Source organism: Asprobacillus argus (assembly GCF_032248395.1).
GTDB lineage: Bacteria > Bacteroidota > Bacteroidia > Flavobacteriales > Flavobacteriaceae > Polaribacter > Polaribacter argus.
The window spans coordinates 280,884-297,598 of the sequence record NZ_JAVTTO010000004.1; the positions used below are offsets into that span (position 1 = coordinate 280,884).

Below are 16,715 nucleotides of genomic sequence, written 5' to 3' on the forward strand. Positions count from 1 at the left end.
GTTTACGAAATCGTTTGAAATTAATACTTTTGCAGCAAAATTTAACTTTTTAGTTACACACAACTATGTCACAAATAACAAATTACGAAAAAGAAGTTGCTGAACAGGCTTTAACTAGAAGAGCTACTGTTGAGTTTATAAACATTGTAAATGATCTTTGGTACGATAAATCTATCGAGCTCGTATTATTTAGAAATCAATTGGTTGATAAAAGAGCCAGTGAAGTGCTAAACTTGATTGATTATGCAAAGGAATTTGTAGCAAAACCAATTACGATTCATGACGCTTTAGAAATTGCAAAAGCAATTCAGCAAGTAAATTTACCATCGTCAAAATTGGATATTGGAAAATTAGCCTACGAATGTCATTTAGACGTTGATGGTTGTAAAGACAAAATAGATTTTGTTAAGAGACAATTAAAAGATGTTACTGAAGCACAGGACATTCAGCCAAAAGATGTTGTACTATATGGTTTTGGGAGAATTGGACGATTATTAGCAAGAGAGTTGATGTCTAAAATGGGTAAAGGTTCTCAATTACGATTAAGAGCTGTAGTTACTCGTGGAGAGATTAATCAAACGGTATTAGAAAAGAGAGCTTCATTGTTGAGTATAGATTCGGTACATGGAGATTTCTTAGGAACAGTTCAAGTAGATGCAGAAAACAATGCATTGATCATTAATGGTACTACGGTAACTATGATCTCTGCAAACGCACCAGAAGATATTGATTATACGGCATACGGAATTGAAGATGCCTTAATTATTGATAATACAGGAGCATTTAGAGATAAAGAAGCTTTAGGAAGACATTTACAGGCAAAAGGAGCAAGCAAAGTATTGCTAACGGCTCCTGGAAAAGGTGTGCCAAATATTGTACATGGAGTAAATCATAAAGATCATGATCCGGATACAGTAGATATTTTCTCAGCGGCTTCGTGTACTACAAATGCCATTACTCCAGTATTAAAAGTATTAGAAGATAACTACGGGATCATTAAAGGACATTTAGAAACGATTCATGCATATACGAATGACCAGAACTTGGTAGATAATATGCACAAGAAATACAGAAGAGGTAGAGCGGCTGCATTGAACATGGTAATTACAGAAACAGGAGCAGGAAAAGCAGTTGCAAAAGCATTGCCAGCCTTAGAAGGAAAGTTAACTTCGAATGCAATTCGTGTACCAGTACCCAATGGTTCATTAGCAGTATTAAGCTTACAGTTACATAGTCAGGTTACTACAGATTCATTAAATGCCATCATGAAGCACAATGCTTTGGAAGGTGAATTAGTAGAGCAAATTCAATACTCACTAGATAATGAATTGGTGTCATCTGATATCATCGGTTCTACAGCCCCCTCTATTTTCGATAGTAAAGCAACGATTACAGATGGAAGCACGATCGTAATCTATGTATGGTATGATAATGAATACGGATATTCACATCAAGTAATGCGTTTGGCAAAACACATTGCTAAAGTGAGAAGATATACCTACTATTAATAGTATAGTATTGTAAAATATATAAAGCCCGGAACGTATTGTTTCGGGCTTTTATTTGTTGTACCAAATTGTAATGGTGTTTTGCGCAGGTTTCTTGTAGATGGGAAAATCAGAACTAGTCCACTCCCAAGGAAACACCCCCGCAAACCAAGGCTTATCCCAAAGTTCCTCAAACAGTGCTTCGTATGCCAGTTGTTGCGTTCTATCCGATTTCTTTTTGTAGAGCCTTTTAAATGAACTTTCCCATTCCCATGGCTTTATGGTAGCAGAAAGATCATCTCTGTACCCAACTTCAGTAAAGAGTATGGGCTTGCTATACTTTTCGGAAAGCGTTTTTAATTTTTCGATATGTGGATTCCATCCTTTTTTAATATCCTGTAGATTTGGGTTTTTGTTTTTGGTCAATGGAAAATACGCTTGAATCCCAATATAATCTAGTGCGGTCCAAAAAGCTGGGAAATCTAAAGAGTCGTCCCAATTGGCAGCATATGTTATTTTCCCAGTATAGATGGCTCTAATTTCTTTTAATAATTGCAGCCATTGGTTCGGTTGTTCCTGTAAAGCATTTCGAAGTTCTGTACCTATACAAAGGAGTTCTGTATTTGTTTCTTCTGCCATATAAGCATAATGCATCATGATTTTTCTATAATCTGAAAACCAAGAATCCCAGTCTTCAGAATTTTTAAAATGAATATTAGAACGCCACCCTGATGACATCCATAAATGCGGCTTTATCATAACATATAACTCTTTCTGATGTAGTTTTTTAATATCTCTAATGAAACTAGAATCCCTCTTGGACCAAATTCCTACTTCTTTTGGAGTATTAATGTTCTTTGTGTTTTCATCCTTTTGATAGAAGTAAGGAATAACAGCAACCCATTCTATATTCGTTTTGATCAATTCAGAAATGTTTACATTTCTATTTCTTCCAATCTGATAAACACTCATACCTCTTATTTTTTCATCAACTAAAAAAGATTTTTTGGATTTCTCAGAGGTATTTTCTGCAGCATAATTCCATGCATAAGTATAATCTTCCTGATTGTTTTTACTAATAATATATGTAAATGAAAAAACAATTAATAGGGTAGGTAGTAAAAACCGTATTGTAAATCGAATTAAAGCAATTTTTATCCCTCTTTTTTTATATACAGATACAAAATACCTAAAGATTAAAAAGAACACGAAAAAAAATAAGAATATAATATGCACGGTTATAAGTCCGCCTAAAGAGAATGCTATTTCAAAAAAAGAAGCGAAAATTTTACTCCAAGAAGTCGAGCTCGAATAGACATTATAAGAGAAAAAAAGAAAGGCAAACAACCATGTAAATAGATATACCTTAAAAATGGAAAGTACTATTTTTCTCAAAAGGATCATTTTGTGTTACAGGTAAATGTAATAAACAATCTATAGAATGTGTATTAATATATTCATAAATAGGCATATATTCTTATCCCGTAAGTTCATTTTTTTCACATTTGTTTTGTGTAATGCCTTATTTATTTTCTGTATTTTTAGCCTACTAAATCAATGAAATGAAATCTATTTTTACACTCGTGCTAGTTTTATCAATTAGTCTACAAATGAATGCACAAGACGAACAAGACCATTATTACAAAATTCCAGACGCACCAAAAGAATACAATGCCGGAACGGTGGTGAGCAGAATGATAGACGGACTTGGTTTCAGATACTACTGGGCTACCTATCAACTAAGAGCTGAAGATTTAAGTTATAAGCCTAGTAAGGAAGCTAGAACAGCGGAAGAGACCATTGATCATATTTTAGGGCTATCCCAGGTTGTTTTAAATTCAGCTTTAAAAGTTCCAAATGAGAAGCCTCAACCTAAAATGACCTATGCGGAAAAAAGAAAGAAAACCTTAGAAAATATACGAAAAGCGAGTGCTATTTTTAAGAAAAGCAAGGATCTATCAGAATATAAGATTGTATTTAAAAGAGGAGATAAAACAAGCGAATACCCTTTTTGGAATCAGATAAATGGCCCCATTTCGGATGCTTTATGGCACGTAGGGCAAGTGGTTTCTTTTAGAAGAGCTTCAGGAAATCCATTTCCAAAGGGAGTGAGTGTTTTAAGAGGTACGAAGAGAGATTAGAATGGATATAGAACAAAAGATACAGGCGCTCAGAGATGAGTTACGTCAGCATAACCACAACTATTACGTACTAGACAATCCGACAATTTCCGATTATGAGTTCGATATCAAACTCAAAGAATTGGAGAAGTTAGAAGAAGAAAACCCGCAACTTTACGATGCCAATTCACCTACCCAAAGAGTAGGAGGAGGTATCACCAAGAACTTTGAAACATTAGTTCACAAGAACAGGATGTATTCTTTAGATAATTCGTATTCTAAAGAAGATTTATTGGACTGGGAAAAGCGCATTCAGAAAATGCTGGGTTCGGATGATATTGAATACACTTGCGAATTAAAATATGATGGTGCCTCTATCAATCTGACGTATGAGAATGGAACTTTTGTTAAGGCTGTAACTAGAGGAGATGGATTCCAGGGAGATGATGTGACTACTAATATTAGAACCATTCGATCGTTACCATTGACTTTACAAACCGATTTTGTCAATGATTTTGAAATGCGTGGTGAGATCATCTTACCATTAGACGGTTTTCAAAAAATGAATGAAGAGCGACTAGCAAATGGCGAAGAAGCCTATCGAAACCCAAGAAACACAGCAAGTGGAAGTTTAAAGTTACAAGATAGTGCAGAAGTTGCAAAACGACCTTTAGATTGTTTGTTATATCAGGTAGTTACTGATGAACGAAAATATACAACACACTACGACAGTTTAAAAGCAGCCAGAAATGCTGGTTTCAAGATACCCGATACCATTATCTTGGCTAAAACCATTGACGAAGTTTTTGAGTTTGTAAATACTTGGGATATAAAACGTCATGACCTTCCCTATGAAACGGATGGTGTAGTTATTAAGGTCAATAATCTACAACAACAAGAAGAGTTGGGCTATACTTCCAAGTCACCGCGTTGGGCGATTGCCTACAAGTTTAAGGCAGAACAGGTTTCTACAGTTTTAAATGAAATTACCTATCAAGTTGGAAGAACAGGAGCCATTACACCAGTAGCCAATTTAGAACCCGTACAATTGGCAGGGACGATTGTGAAGCGCGCTTCTTTGCACAATGCAGATCAGATTGAAAAACTAGATATTCGAGAGCGAGATACAGTGTTTGTAGAAAAAGGAGGAGAGATCATTCCAAAAATCATTGCAGTAGATCTATCCAAAAGACCTGAAGATTCCGAGCCTACGGTGTATGCAACACATTGCCCTGAGTGTCAAACGGAACTGATTCGAACGGAAGGAGATGCGAAACATTACTGTCCGAATACCTACGGATGTGCACCGCAGATTACAGGGCGTATTCAACATTTTATCAGCAGAAAAGCGATGGATATTGATGGGCTTGGAGGGGAGACAGTAGATCTATTGCGTAAAGAGGGATTGATTGAGAGCTATGCAGATCTATACGATCTGAAAGTTGAGCAGGTAATTCCTTTGGAGCGTATGGCCGAAAAGTCTGCTCAAAACATGATCGATGGAATAGAACAGTCAAAACAAATTCCATTTGAGAAAGTATTGTTTGCGTTAGGAATTCGATTTGTGGGTGAAACAGTAGCCAAGAAATTGGCTAAGCATTTTAAATCTATGGACAACCTTATGGCTGCTGATTTCGAAACGCTGGTTACGGTAGATGAGATTGGAGATCGAATTGCGGAAAGCATCGTAGAATTTTCTAATGACTTAGGAAATATTCGATTGGTGAATAGATTGAAATCATACGGAGTGCAGTTGGAAGTTTCTGCAGAGAGTTTGGAAAATCAAACCGATAAACTAAATGGGAATGTGTTTGTAGTATCTGGAGTGTTTCATCAGATGAGTAGAAATGAGCTGAAGAAGGCCATAGAAGATAATGGAGGTAAAGTGAGTTCATCCATCTCTAAAAAAACGAATTATGTGGTGGCCGGAGACAATATGGGGCCTAGTAAGAAGACCAAGGCAGAAGATTTAGGAGTAACTATTATTTCCGAGCAAGAATTTATTGAAATGATTAATTGACGATATATAAAATTTGTCATTTCGAGTGGAGCAAAGCGGAATGGAGAAATCTTTGAAATCCCTCCATTATGGTCGGGATGACGGCAAGACTACTAACGAACCGGAGAATATCAGTTCGAGTATTACACGTTAGCGGAGTGTAACTACATTATCGGCAAACGGGTTGAGAACTAATAAAACTATAATCATGAAATCAACTAAAAAAATTGTAGCTTCAACTTTCTTTCTATTGGTAGCTGCTACGGATATATATGCGATTATAACACACAACAAAGAAGTAGAAATGATCGCAAAACCACTGATAGCAACATCATTGGTCACCTTGTATTTGGTATCGGTTAAAAAACCTAATTTCTGGTATGTTTCAGCCCTATTTTTTGCGTTTTGGGGAGATGTACTATTGTTGTTTCAGGATCAATTCTTTATCTATGGATTGGCTTCGTTTCTACTGGCACATGTCTTACTAATTACTGTGTCGTCTAAGTTTTTAAATCAAGTTTCCATTCCTAAGATATTGTTACATTCTTTACCTTTTGTTGCTTTGCTAGGAGGATTAATTTACACGATCTATTCCGGACTTGGTGAGCTACTGATCCCGGTTATCGCATACGGTATAGTAATTTCTATTTTTGGAGTGATTACTTTCGTTATCTATACAGGTAAACGCTCTGTAGAAAATGGTTGGCTATTTTTAGGAGCGCTCACGTTTATAGCTTCTGACAGCATTTTAGCTATTAATAAGTTTTATTATTCGACAGAGTTGCTGGGAATTTCTATTATGATCACATATATCATTGCACAATACCTAATTTGTAGAGCAATGATACTTAAAACTACATAAAAAAAATGACTTTAGAATTCTAAAGCCATTTCATAGATAGTTAGCAAATAATAACTTATAACTTTCCCCCAAGAAAAGGTATATCCTTTCTGTTTAGTATTAATAAAATTAAACTGGCTAGGAAGGTAATCACTGCGCCAATAAATAAGGCACCGCCATCGTTATTGTGAATGATTCCCAGAATGGAAATATGAGATAAGATAGCTCCGGTCATGGTTCCTAAGGCTAATAAAGCACCTAACCATGTTCTTTTAGGTATAAATAGCAATATAGAAGCGATAAGCTCTATAACCCCGGTTCCTATTCTCATATACGCTTGATTCTCTCCAGCAATTTCCGTGAATAGATCTATACTTTGCTGTGCTCCTGAAAACTTGAAGAACAAGGTTTGCAACATAATGATGGCAGCAGCAAGCTTTAAAATCAATGGAAAATATTTCTTCATCAGTACTCTTTGTTTATTTCTGATGATTTAGACGAAAAGCTGAAATAAACTTACACTAAAATTGTTTTTCCGTTAGCAGTTTTTTCATTCACTTCATCAAAATAGAAGTCAATTCTACCTAGATTGATCCCATATGCGCCCACCTGATTAACCAGCATGTTTTCTCCTTCACTATTTTTTACAACTGTAGGTTTTGGTAAGAAAGTATGTGTATGTCCACCAATAATAAGATCAATATTTTTGGTAGCTTTTGCCAAATTAAGATCTGATATTCTGCTTGGATTTCTTCTGTAAAAATAGCCTAAATGGGATAGGCAAATAATAAGGTCGCAGTGTTCCTCATCTTTTAAAATTCGGGTCATATCTTGTGACACCCCGATAGGATCTAAGTATTTAGTTTCCTTATAGAGCTTTTCTCCAACCAGACCTTTTAAGGCTACACCTAATCCGAAGATTCCAATTTTAATAACATCTCGCTTTAAGATCTTATAGGGTTTTACATGGGTATCTAGAACAGTATTTTTAAAGTCATAATTGGCAGAAACAAAATCGAACTTAGCATGTGGGAGTTGTTTGTATAGACCGTCTATTCCATTATCAAAGTCATGATTTCCAATGGTTGCTACATCATACTTCAACATACTCATTAATTTGAATTCCAGTTCTCCTCCAAAATAATTGAAATACGGAGTGCCTTGAAAAATATCTCCAGCATCTAATAATAAAGTGTTTGGATTTTCTCTTCTAATACCCTCAATCAATGTAGCTCTTCTGGCAACACCTCCTTTATTTGGATTTCTATGATGATTTTTCTCGAAAGGTTCTACCTGACTATGCGTATCATTGGTATGTAAAATGGTAATGTGTTTCTGCTTCTTAGAGGTGAAAGAAGGTAAGGATAAACCTCCCAATGTTACCAATGATGCCGCAGCTGAGTTTTTAATAAATTTTCTTCTATCCATCACTTAAGAATTACACGGTTATCTAATGTTGAGGTTAACGTATCCACACTTTTAAAATAATCTATAATAGCATCGCGCACTTTGTAATCTAATTTGTAAAGTTTAACTGGATCTTTAAAGAAATCCATACGATCTCCTCCAGATTGCAAGTAATCGCTGGTTAGCACATAGTAGGTTTTAGATTTGTCAAAAGGCTTCCCATGAATTTTCAGAGTATGCCCATTTTGACGGATCGTTAGTTGGACTTGCTTTGATAGTGGATGCGCCCTGTTACCATTAGTAAAGTAATTGACCAACTCCTGAACTTTTTCTGCAGATAACTCTACCACGACCAACATATTTTCAAAAGGCATAAGCTGGAAAGCGTTTCTATTCGTTACGTCACCGGTAAAGATACCTGAACGTATGCCTCCATAATTAAACAGTGCAAAATCAATGTCCTTTCCTGTTTCCTTTTTAAACAAAGGGTTCGCTCTTGTATAGGCTAAATCAGCCAATAGATTACCCAATGTACTTTGCCTGTTACCATCAGTCCGAACCAAATCTATTGGAGTATAGGTAAGCACGGTGTTAATTTCTTTGATCATTTTCTCTTTATAAGGTTCAATGACCTTAATATAGGTTGAGTCGGCTACTGTTGTACTGTCGATTTGACTTGTTTTTCCAACGATCTTCGTGTTTTTATAGGCAACATCTTTACAAGAAAGGAAGAAAGAAACAAGTAGAAAGGAGAAGAGTATTTTTTTCATAAAATACAAAAGTGTTTAGTTACATTTGTCTTGTGCTAAGATACATTTTTGATTAATTAGTTGATGAAGTTTAGAAAAATAAAAAAGCGTTTTCTAGAAAAAAGATACCAGTCGTTGTTAAAGGAGCCGGAAGTAAAGAAAAAACCGGTTCATCAAAAGGTCACAACCGTCGGGATCTTAGGTCTGGAGACCATTTCTCAAAATGTAGATTTACAACAATTGGTTACCAATACTTTTGATGTAAGAAATCCCAAAATTTACAGTTTCAGAGCCTTTAGCAAGGACAATGAATCTTCATATAAACATTTTTCTGAAAACGATTTTGATTGGAAAGGAAACATAACAGACAGTAGTTTGCAAGCATTTTTAGATACTGAGTTTGACCTGTTGATCACTTTTTTTGACCAAAAACATTTGTATGCAGAGTATGTAACATTATTGTCTAAAGCCACATTCAAAGTAGGATATGCTGAAGTGGATTCGCGTTTGTTCGATATGGAAGTGAAAACTGAGGGGAAAGACATGGACGCTTACCTGAACGAAGTAAAGAAATACTTAGTAATACTAAATAGAATGGATGGATAGTTTGTAAATTTTAACAAACGAGATGAATTTGTAAAAATCATAAATCCTCACACTTTTTAATGCACATACCTGTTCAAAAAAGAGTAATTTTACAGAAATAAATCTAAGAAGCTTACCATGAATAAATTTGTAGGTACAGGTGTTGCACTGGTGACCCCTTTTAATGAAGATAAATCTGTCGATTTTGACGGTTTAGAACGTCTAGTGAATTTCCAGATCGATAATGGTATTAATTATTTGGTGGTGTTGGGCACTACAGGAGAACCTGCCACTTTAAATAAAGAAGAAAAAGAAGCCGTTAAGAACAAGATCGTTGCCGTCAATAATGGTAGATTACCCTTAGTACTTGGTATTGGAGGGAATAATACAGCTGCTGTAGTAGAAGAGATTAAAACGACGGATCTGTCTCATTTTGATGCGATACTTTCCGTTTCTCCTTACTATAATAAGCCAACTCAAGAAGGAATATATCAGCATTTTAAAGCGATCGCCGAATCTACAGAGAAGGACATCATCGTATATAACGTACCGGGAAGAACGTCTTCTAATATGCTGCCGGAAACAACGGTTCGCTTGGCCTATGATTTTGATAACATTATTGCAGTAAAAGAAGCGGCTGGAGATACTGTGCAGGCAATGAAGATCATTCAACATAAACCAAAAGACTTTTTAGTCATTTCGGGTGATGACATGATTGCGCTCCCTATGGTACTGGCAGGTGGAGCAGGAGTGATCAGTGTTATCGGACAGGGTTTACCTAAAGACTTTTCAATAATGATACAATTAGGTTTAAACGGTGAGAATAGAGCGGCATACGACCTTCATTATAAAATGGCAGATAGCATTGATATGATCTTTGCTGAAGGAAATCCGGCAGGAATAAAATCGATGTTGAATGACTTCTCTATTTGTCGAAACGAAGTGCGTTTACCTTTAGTAAAAGCTTCTGTAAAACTTCAAAAAGAAATTGCTAATTTTGTAGCGAACTTTTAATTTAAAATTTATGTTGACCAAAAGAATAGAAGATGCCTTGAATGTACAAGTAACTGTTGAAGCAGAATCTTCTCAAGTATATTTAGCCATGGCATCCTGGGCCGAAACACTAGGCTTTGAAGGAGTCGCTACGTTTATGTATGCGCATTCAGACGAAGAAAGACAGCACATGCTTAAATTGGTCAAATTTATCAATGAAAGAGGTGGTCATGCGAAAGTATCAGAATTGGCAGCACCTCCAGTTTCTTTTGGATCTTTTAAAGAAATGTTTCAAAATTTATTCGACCACGAAGTAAAAGTGTCGAAATCGATCAATGATCTGGTAGATATTACCTTGCAAGAAAAGGATTATGCTACACATAACTTTTTACAGTGGTATGTGTCAGAACAAATAGAAGAAGAGGCCTTAGCCAGAAACATCTTAGATAAGATCAATTTGATTGGAGATGATAAAGGAGGATTGTATCTATTTGACAACGATGTGAAGCAGCTAATTACACTTCCTGGAGCCGAAATTTAACATTAACAAAGATTTAGCAAGTTTTTAAGGGGATATGTCCTTGTTTTGCTATTAATTGCAGTGCACAATGAACTGTGCGTTAAATCGTTTTATTTATCCATAATTAATTAGTAATTTTGCCCGATGCAAAAAATTAAAAATTTTATTTTTTTATTGGTTGTTAGTATGATCATGGTATCATGCGGAGAATACCAGAGAGTATTGAATAAAGGAACCATTCTTGATCAATATAAATTGGCTGTTAAGTTGTACGAAGCGAAGGATTTTAAAAAAGCTTTGCGATTGTTTGAAAAGGTAACACCGACGTATAGAGGGAAGCCACAAATGGAAAGAATTCAGTACATGGTAGCTCAATCTAATTTCAATCTTAAGAATTATACCTTGTCTGGATATTATTTTGACAGGTTTACCAATAACTATCCGTCAAGTTCTAAAAAAGAAGAGGCGGCGTATTTATCGGCGTATAGTTATAAGTTATCATCTCCGACCTATAGTACGGATCCAACAGATACGTATAAAGCCTTAGGGGCGTTTCAACAATTCATCAATGAGTATCCTAATTCTACCAGATTGGCGGAGGCGAATAAACATTACCAAGAAATTAGATTGCAGTTAGAGAAGAAAGCTTTTGAAATAGCCAAAACGTATTATAAGACTGCTGAATATGACTTTAGGAATTATAAAGCTACAGTTGTGGCTATGGATAATTTGCTTGCCGATTTTTTAGGAACTGAATATAAAGAAGAAGCTTTTTATTATAAATTAAAAGCATATCATGATTTGGCAATAAAGAGTTCGGAAAGAAAGAAAGAAGGAAGAATTAAGGATGCCATTAAAGCATATGACAAATTGATAAAAACATTTCCTAAAACGAAGTTTTTAAAAGAATCAAAAAAAATGTTCGCTAATTTACAGTCCGAACAAAAGAAGTTAGTAAAAAAGAGTTAATAATGAATTATAAAGAAACAAATGCTTCTATTTCTACGATTACCTATAATAAGGAATCTATAGAAGCGCCAACGGAAAACATCTACGAAGCGATTTCAATTATTGCGAAAAGAGCGACACAAATTAATTCAGACCTAAAGAAAGAATTAATAGATAAGTTAGATGAGTTTGCTACTTATAATGATAGTTTAGAGGAGGTATTTGAGAATAAAGAGCAAATAGAAGTTTCTAAATTTTACGAAAAATTACCAAAACCAACGGCAATTGCTGTTGAAGAATGGTTAGAAAATAGAGTTTATCATAGAACTCCAGACGCTGAGTAATGTCTGTTCTAAGCGGTAAAAAGATTCTTCTGGGCGTTACTGCCGGAATTGCCGCTTATAAAACGGCGAACTTAGTCCGTTTATTTATAAAATCTGGAGCAGAAGTTAAAGTTGTAATGACTCCTGCTTCAAAAGATTTTATCACACCACTTACACTTTCTACACTTTCTAAGAATCCGGTTCAATCTACTTTTTATGACAAAGAAGAAGAAAATGAATTGTGGAATAATCATGTTGAGTTAGGTTTATGGGCAGACATCTTTGTTATTGCTCCAGCAACAGCGAATACACTGTCTAAAATGACACACGGTACCTGTGATAACTTGTTGTTGGCGACCTACCTATCGGCAAAATGCCCTGTGTTTTTTGCTCCAGCCATGGATTTGGATATGTACAAACATCCATCTACGTTAGAGAGTTTAGCCAAGTTACAAGAATTTGGAAATACAATGATTCCTGCTACCAGCGGAGAATTAGCAAGCGGTTTGGTAGGAGAGGGCCGAATGGCAGAACCTGAAGATATTGTAACTTTTATTGAGGCTGATATTGCCTCCAAATTGCCCTTAAAAGGGAAAAAGTTATTGTTAACTGCTGGTCCAACGTATGAAGCTATTGATCCTGTTAGGTTCATTGGAAATCATTCAAGTGGAAAAATGGGATTCGCTTTGGCGGAAAATGCTGCCAATCTGGGAGCAGAAGTATTCTTGGTGACGGGGCCAACTAGCCAAAAATTGCAACATTCTTCCGTAAATATTATTCCTGTTTCATCGGCAGAAGAAATGTATAAAGCAGCTCACGATCATTTTGAGAATATGGATATAGCCATATTATCGGCAGCTGTAGCTGATTACAAACCAAAAAATGTTGCTAGTCAGAAAATAAAAAAGAAAGATGCTTCGTTAGAGATAGCGTTAGAACCAACAAAAGATATTTTAGCTTCTTTAGGAGCTATAAAAAAAGATCAATTCTTAGTAGGGTTTGCCTTAGAAACTGAGAATGAGTTGGAAAATGCAAAATCTAAACTGACACGAAAAAATTTAGATGGGATCGTTCTGAATTCTTTAAATGATAAAGGTGCAGGTTTTGCCACTAACACAAATAAAGTTACTTTTATAGATAGTAATCAAAAAGTAACTCCTTTTGAACTAAAGTCGAAAGATGAAGTTGCAAAGGATATTCTGAACGAAATAATACAAAGGATACATGCGTAAGCTTCTTTTTATCTCTTTTTTTCTCGGCGCTGTTATATGCTCTTATGGACAAGAATTAAATTGTTTAGTGACAGTCAATTCAGATCAGATTCCAGGATCCAACAAGCAAATATTTAAAACCTTAGAGAAATCCATTTCTGAGTTTTTAAACCAGAAGAAATGGACCGATAAAAGTGTAAAACCTCAAGAGAGAATTAACTGTGCAATGACGATTATTGTTACGTCATGGGAATCCAATCGATTTGAAGCCAGTATTCAGGTACAATCAACTAGACCAGTATACGGAACCTCATATGCGTCTCCGATATTAAATATTAAAGACGACGATTTTACATTCAGGTACAATGAATTTGACCAGTTTATTTTTAACCCCACAAGGTTTGATTCTAACTTGGTCTCTACTATTGCTTTTTATGCCTATACGATCTTGGGAGCCGATGCCGATACATTTGCGCTAAAAGGAGGGCAGAAGTATTATAAAGAAGCAGAGAATGTAATGTTACAAGCTCAGCAAAGTGGTCAGGTAGCGTGGGCCAATCAAGTAGGAAAGCAAAATAGATTTATGTTAATAGATAATTTGTTATCCGCCAAACTGAATCAGTTCAGAACAGTGGCCTATAATTATCATCGGAATGGACTCGATAAGATGTCTGATAATGACAAGAATGCCAAGCAGATTGTTGAGAACAATCTTATATCTATGCAAGGCTTGTTTAATAAAACCATAAGTAACTTTCTGATTCGTGTATTTTTTGATGCAAAAGCCGATGAAATTGTTAATTTATACTCTGACGGACCCGCTACACGTAGTAAACAACGCCTGCTTCAAGTTTTGCAAAAAATCTCACCCAATAATAATAGTAAGTGGCGAAAAATTAATTAATTTTAATTTTTAAAATAACGCCTTGCTAAGCTCACTATCCATACAAAACTATGCTTTAATAGATGAATTGTCTATAGACTTTTCCTCTGGCCTATCCATTATTACTGGAGAGACAGGAGCGGGTAAATCTATTCTGTTAGGAGCACTAGGATTAGTTTTAGGAAATCGTGCAGATTCTACTACGTTAAAAGACATGTCGAAGAAATGTATCGTAGAAACTCAATTGTTGATTAAAGATTATGGACTGAAAACGTTTTTTGAAGAGGTAGATCTGGATTATGAAGACCATACGATCATTAGAAGAGAGATACTACCCTCAGGAAAATCAAGAGCTTTTGTAAATGATACTCCAGTAACACTATCGGTATTATCTGAATTACGATCAAAATTGATAGATATACATTCACAACATCAAACCTTACAGCTTTCTGATAATGACTTTCAGCTCGAAGTAATTGATGCATTGGCTAAAAATCAAACTAGGGTACATCAATATAAGATAGAACTTAAAAAGTACAATACGTTACAATCTGAGTTGTCTTCATTGGTTAACAAACAAAGAGAAGCAAACCAACAGTACGATTATAATCTACATTTATACGAAGAGTTAAATGCTGCTAACATTGAGGCTGATGAGCAAGAAGCGTTGGAGGAAAAGTTGGATAAAGTTAATAATGTTGAAGAGATAAAAGCAAGTTTAGCCGAGGCCTTGCAGATTACTAGTAATGAGGATATTGGCGTTCAGAATTTATTATATATACTAGAACAAAAATTGACAAAAATAGCCGGATACTCAAAAGAGTATCGGGAGCTTTCTGATAGAATATCCAGTGTTAAAATTGAATTGGATGATATTGTTTCTGAGTTAGAACATGCTAATGAAGCGGTTGATTTCGATCCCTATGAAGCGGAGCAACTCAATGATAGATTACAATTGTTATATAGCTTACAAAAGAAGCATTATGTAAATTCAAATATTGAATTAATTCGCATACTGGAAGAATTATCAGAAAAGGTAGCTCAGGTTGAAGGTGGGGAAGAAATAATACTAGCAAAAGAGCAGGAGATACAGAAAATTCAACAACATATAGATCGTATTGCCAAAGAAATATCTGACGCAAGAAAAAAAGAACTTCCTAAACTTATTTCAACATTGGAAAGTTTACTAGGTGATCTTGGAATGCAACATGCGAGATTTTCAATAGAAGTAGAAATGTCTAACGAGTATTTTGCAAATGGAAAGGATCGTTTATCATTTCTGTTTTCAGCAAATAAAGGAGGAAGTTTCGGAGCATTAAAGAAAGTGGCTTCTGGAGGTGAACTTTCCAGAATTATGCTGGCCATTAAAAAAGTATTATCCGAACACACTAAATTACCTACCATTATTTTTGATGAGATTGATACGGGTGTTTCAGGAGAGATCTCAAACAAAATGGCGCATATTATGCAGCAAATGAGTAGGCAAATGCAAGTAATTACCATTACTCATTTACCGCAAATAGCCGCGAAAGGAAGTCAACATTACAAAGTGTTTAAAGAAGAGGTAAACGGAACCACTACCACACGTTTAAAACAACTTTCATCAGACGAACGAATTGTGGAGATTGCAGAGATGCTAAGCGGTAAGAACATTTCTGATTCGGCAATCACGCATGCAAAAGAGTTATTAAATTAAGAACTATATTTGCAGCTACAAATACAACAACTAAAGACTAACAAAAAACAACATTTATGTCTTATAATTTATTAAAAGGAAAAAAAGGAATCATTTTCGGAGCTTTAGATGAAAATTCTATTGCGTGGAAAACAGCTGAAAGAGCTCATGAAGAAGGAGCAGAGTTTGTCTTAACGAATGCACCAATAGCCATGAGAATGGGAGGGATTCAAGACCTAGCGGCAAAAACTGGTTCTGAAATCATCCCAGCGGATGCAACATCTATGGAGGATTTAACCAACCTAGTTGAAAAATCGATGGAGATCCTTGGTGGTAAAATTGATTTCGTATTGCATTCTATAGGAATGTCTGTAAACGTTCGTAAAGGTCGTCATTATACAGATTCGAAATACGATTTTACTACAAAAGGATGGGATGTTTCTGCGGTCTCTTTTCATAAAGTCATGAACGTATTATACAATAAACAAGCCATGAGCGAGTGGGGAAGTATTGTAGCGTTGACCTATATGGCTGCACAACGTGTATTTCCTGATTATAACGATATGGCAGATAACAAAGCGTATTTAGAAAGTATAGCGCGAAGCTTTGGGTATTTCTTTGGAAGAGATCAAAAAGTACGTGTAAATACGATTTCTCAATCACCAACTCCAACGACTGCAGGAAGTGGTGTAAAAGGATTCGATGGATTCCTAGCGTATGCAGAGAAAATGTCTCCATTAGGAAATGCCACAGCATTAGAATGTGCAGATTATACGATCTCTTTATTCTCTGATCTTACAAAAAAAGTTACACTTCAGAATTTATTCCATGATGGAGGATTCTCCAATATGGGAGTAAGTGAAGCCGTAATGGATAAATTTGTAGATGAGGACTAGTTAGAGATTTCTTAAAAAAACATAAAAGCAAGTATGAATAATATTATTCATACTTGCTTTTTTTGGTTTAAGGACAAA

General features: G+C 35.4%; 17 protein-coding genes. 13 read left to right on the forward strand and 4 right to left on the reverse strand.

Annotated features, from left to right (window positions below; translation table 11 throughout):
• Positions 1 to 65: 65 nt before the first annotated feature.
• Complete coding sequence (locus RQM59_RS11575; RefSeq protein WP_349242275.1) at positions 66 to 1,508, forward strand: glyceraldehyde-3-phosphate dehydrogenase; 1,443 nt, start codon at positions 66 to 68, stop codon at positions 1,506 to 1,508.
• Positions 1,509 to 1,559: 51 nt separating this feature from the next.
• Here RQM59_RS11575 and RQM59_RS11580 read toward each other — a convergent pair whose 3' ends face one another.
• Positions 1,560 to 2,882 carry a glycoside hydrolase family 113 gene (locus RQM59_RS11580; RefSeq protein WP_349242276.1) on the reverse strand — a complete coding sequence of 441 codons (1,323 nt, stop codon included), beginning with the start codon at positions 2,880 to 2,882 and terminating at the stop codon, positions 1,560 to 1,562.
• 167 nt (positions 2,883 to 3,049) lie between these two features.
• Here RQM59_RS11580 and RQM59_RS11585 point away from each other — a divergent pair, with 167 nt between their 5' ends.
• From RQM59_RS11585 to RQM59_RS11595, 3 genes are all read left to right on the forward strand, one after another.
• On the forward strand, positions 3,050 to 3,628 hold the full coding sequence (locus RQM59_RS11585; protein WP_349242277.1) for a hypothetical protein: 579 nt from the start codon (positions 3,050 to 3,052) through the stop codon (positions 3,626 to 3,628).
• A 1-nt stretch (position 3,629) separates the two neighbouring features.
• Positions 3,630 to 5,627 carry an NAD-dependent DNA ligase LigA gene (gene ligA, locus RQM59_RS11590; RefSeq protein ID WP_349242278.1) on the forward strand — a complete coding sequence of 666 codons (1,998 nt, stop codon included), beginning with the start codon at positions 3,630 to 3,632 and terminating at the stop codon, positions 5,625 to 5,627.
• A 187-nt stretch (positions 5,628 to 5,814) separates the two neighbouring features.
• Positions 5,815 to 6,468: a lysoplasmalogenase gene (locus RQM59_RS11595; RefSeq protein WP_349242279.1), complete on the forward strand. Its 654-nt coding sequence runs from the start codon at positions 5,815 to 5,817 to the stop codon at positions 6,466 to 6,468.
• Between the two features lie 55 nt (positions 6,469 to 6,523).
• On the opposite strand, the gene RQM59_RS11600 is transcribed toward RQM59_RS11595, so the two are convergent.
• Genes RQM59_RS11600 through RQM59_RS11610 form a run of 3 tightly spaced genes read right to left on the reverse strand, consistent with a single transcriptional unit; the run spans position 6,524 to position 8,624 of the window.
• Positions 6,524 to 6,913, reverse strand: coding sequence for a DoxX family membrane protein (locus RQM59_RS11600; protein ID WP_349242280.1), 390 nt, complete (start codon positions 6,911 to 6,913; stop codon positions 6,524 to 6,526).
• Positions 6,914 to 6,963: 50 nt separating this feature from the next.
• Positions 6,964 to 7,875 (reverse strand): bifunctional metallophosphatase/5'-nucleotidase, encoded by a 912-nt coding sequence (locus tag RQM59_RS11605; RefSeq protein WP_349242281.1) that lies wholly within the window; start codon positions 7,873 to 7,875, stop codon positions 6,964 to 6,966.
• A complete protein-coding gene (locus RQM59_RS11610) occupies positions 7,875 to 8,624 on the reverse strand; it encodes a 5'-nucleotidase C-terminal domain-containing protein (RefSeq protein ID WP_349242282.1) in 750 nt (249 codons plus the stop codon). Before RQM59_RS11610 ends, RQM59_RS11605 begins: the two co-directional genes overlap by 1 nt.
• Before the next feature lie 63 nt (positions 8,625 to 8,687).
• Here RQM59_RS11610 and RQM59_RS11615 point away from each other — a divergent pair, with 63 nt between their 5' ends.
• From RQM59_RS11615 to RQM59_RS11655, 9 genes are all read left to right on the forward strand, one after another.
• On the forward strand, positions 8,688 to 9,209 hold the full coding sequence (locus RQM59_RS11615) for a DUF6913 domain-containing protein (RefSeq protein ID WP_349242283.1): 522 nt from the start codon (positions 8,688 to 8,690) through the stop codon (positions 9,207 to 9,209).
• Between the two features lie 117 nt (positions 9,210 to 9,326).
• A complete protein-coding gene (gene dapA, locus RQM59_RS11620; protein ID WP_349242284.1) occupies positions 9,327 to 10,202 on the forward strand; it encodes a 4-hydroxy-tetrahydrodipicolinate synthase in 876 nt (291 codons plus the stop codon).
• Positions 10,203 to 10,212: 10 nt separating this feature from the next.
• A complete protein-coding gene (locus RQM59_RS11625) occupies positions 10,213 to 10,722 on the forward strand; it encodes a ferritin (protein ID WP_349242285.1) in 510 nt (169 codons plus the stop codon).
• A gap of 123 nt (positions 10,723 to 10,845) precedes the next feature.
• A complete protein-coding gene (locus RQM59_RS11630) occupies positions 10,846 to 11,670 on the forward strand; it encodes an outer membrane protein assembly factor BamD (protein ID WP_349242286.1) in 825 nt (274 codons plus the stop codon).
• A 2-nt stretch (positions 11,671 to 11,672) separates the two neighbouring features.
• Positions 11,673 to 11,993 carry a DNA-directed RNA polymerase subunit omega gene (locus RQM59_RS11635; protein ID WP_349242287.1) on the forward strand — a complete coding sequence of 107 codons (321 nt, stop codon included), beginning with the start codon at positions 11,673 to 11,675 and terminating at the stop codon, positions 11,991 to 11,993.
• Positions 11,993 to 13,204: a bifunctional phosphopantothenoylcysteine decarboxylase/phosphopantothenate--cysteine ligase CoaBC gene (gene coaBC / locus RQM59_RS11640; RefSeq protein ID WP_349242288.1), complete on the forward strand. Its 1,212-nt coding sequence runs from the start codon at positions 11,993 to 11,995 to the stop codon at positions 13,202 to 13,204. Before RQM59_RS11635 ends, coaBC begins: the two co-directional genes overlap by 1 nt.
• Positions 13,197 to 14,087 (forward strand): type IX secretion system protein PorD, encoded by an 891-nt coding sequence (gene porD, locus RQM59_RS11645; RefSeq protein ID WP_349242289.1) that lies wholly within the window; start codon positions 13,197 to 13,199, stop codon positions 14,085 to 14,087. The genes coaBC and porD overlap by 8 nt, the downstream gene beginning before the upstream one ends.
• Positions 14,088 to 14,109: 22 nt before the next feature.
• Positions 14,110 to 15,762: a DNA repair protein RecN gene (recN, locus tag RQM59_RS11650; protein WP_349242290.1), complete on the forward strand. Its 1,653-nt coding sequence runs from the start codon at positions 14,110 to 14,112 to the stop codon at positions 15,760 to 15,762.
• A gap of 56 nt (positions 15,763 to 15,818) precedes the next feature.
• Positions 15,819 to 16,637 (forward strand): enoyl-ACP reductase FabI, encoded by an 819-nt coding sequence (locus tag RQM59_RS11655; protein WP_349242291.1) that lies wholly within the window; start codon positions 15,819 to 15,821, stop codon positions 16,635 to 16,637.
• Positions 16,638 to 16,715 lie beyond the last annotated feature (78 nt).

Coding starts and splice junctions, on each gene's coding strand:
- RQM59_RS11635 (WP_349242287.1), top strand. CDS start 11,673: ATGAATTATAAAGAAACAAATGCTTCTATTTCTACGATTACCTATAAT.
- RQM59_RS11605 (WP_349242281.1), bottom strand. CDS start 7,875: ATGGATAGAAGAAAATTTATTAAAAACTCAGCTGCGGCATCATTGGTA.
- RQM59_RS11610 (WP_349242282.1), bottom strand. CDS start 8,624: ATGAAAAAAATACTCTTCTCCTTTCTACTTGTTTCTTTCTTCCTTTCT.
- porD (WP_349242289.1), top strand. CDS start 13,197: ATGCGTAAGCTTCTTTTTATCTCTTTTTTTCTCGGCGCTGTTATATGC.
- ligA (WP_349242278.1), top strand. CDS start 3,630: ATGGATATAGAACAAAAGATACAGGCGCTCAGAGATGAGTTACGTCAG.
- RQM59_RS11625 (WP_349242285.1), top strand. CDS start 10,213: ATGTTGACCAAAAGAATAGAAGATGCCTTGAATGTACAAGTAACTGTT.
- RQM59_RS11595 (WP_349242279.1), top strand. CDS start 5,815: ATGAAATCAACTAAAAAAATTGTAGCTTCAACTTTCTTTCTATTGGTA.
- RQM59_RS11600 (WP_349242280.1), bottom strand. CDS start 6,913: ATGAAGAAATATTTTCCATTGATTTTAAAGCTTGCTGCTGCCATCATT.
- dapA (WP_349242284.1), top strand. CDS start 9,327: ATGAATAAATTTGTAGGTACAGGTGTTGCACTGGTGACCCCTTTTAAT.
- RQM59_RS11615 (WP_349242283.1), top strand. CDS start 8,688: ATGAAGTTTAGAAAAATAAAAAAGCGTTTTCTAGAAAAAAGATACCAG.
- RQM59_RS11630 (WP_349242286.1), top strand. CDS start 10,846: ATGCAAAAAATTAAAAATTTTATTTTTTTATTGGTTGTTAGTATGATC.
- RQM59_RS11585 (WP_349242277.1), top strand. CDS start 3,050: ATGAAATCTATTTTTACACTCGTGCTAGTTTTATCAATTAGTCTACAA.
- RQM59_RS11655 (WP_349242291.1), top strand. CDS start 15,819: ATGTCTTATAATTTATTAAAAGGAAAAAAAGGAATCATTTTCGGAGCT.
- RQM59_RS11575 (WP_349242275.1), top strand. CDS start 66: ATGTCACAAATAACAAATTACGAAAAAGAAGTTGCTGAACAGGCTTTA.
- coaBC (WP_349242288.1), top strand. CDS start 11,993: ATGTCTGTTCTAAGCGGTAAAAAGATTCTTCTGGGCGTTACTGCCGGA.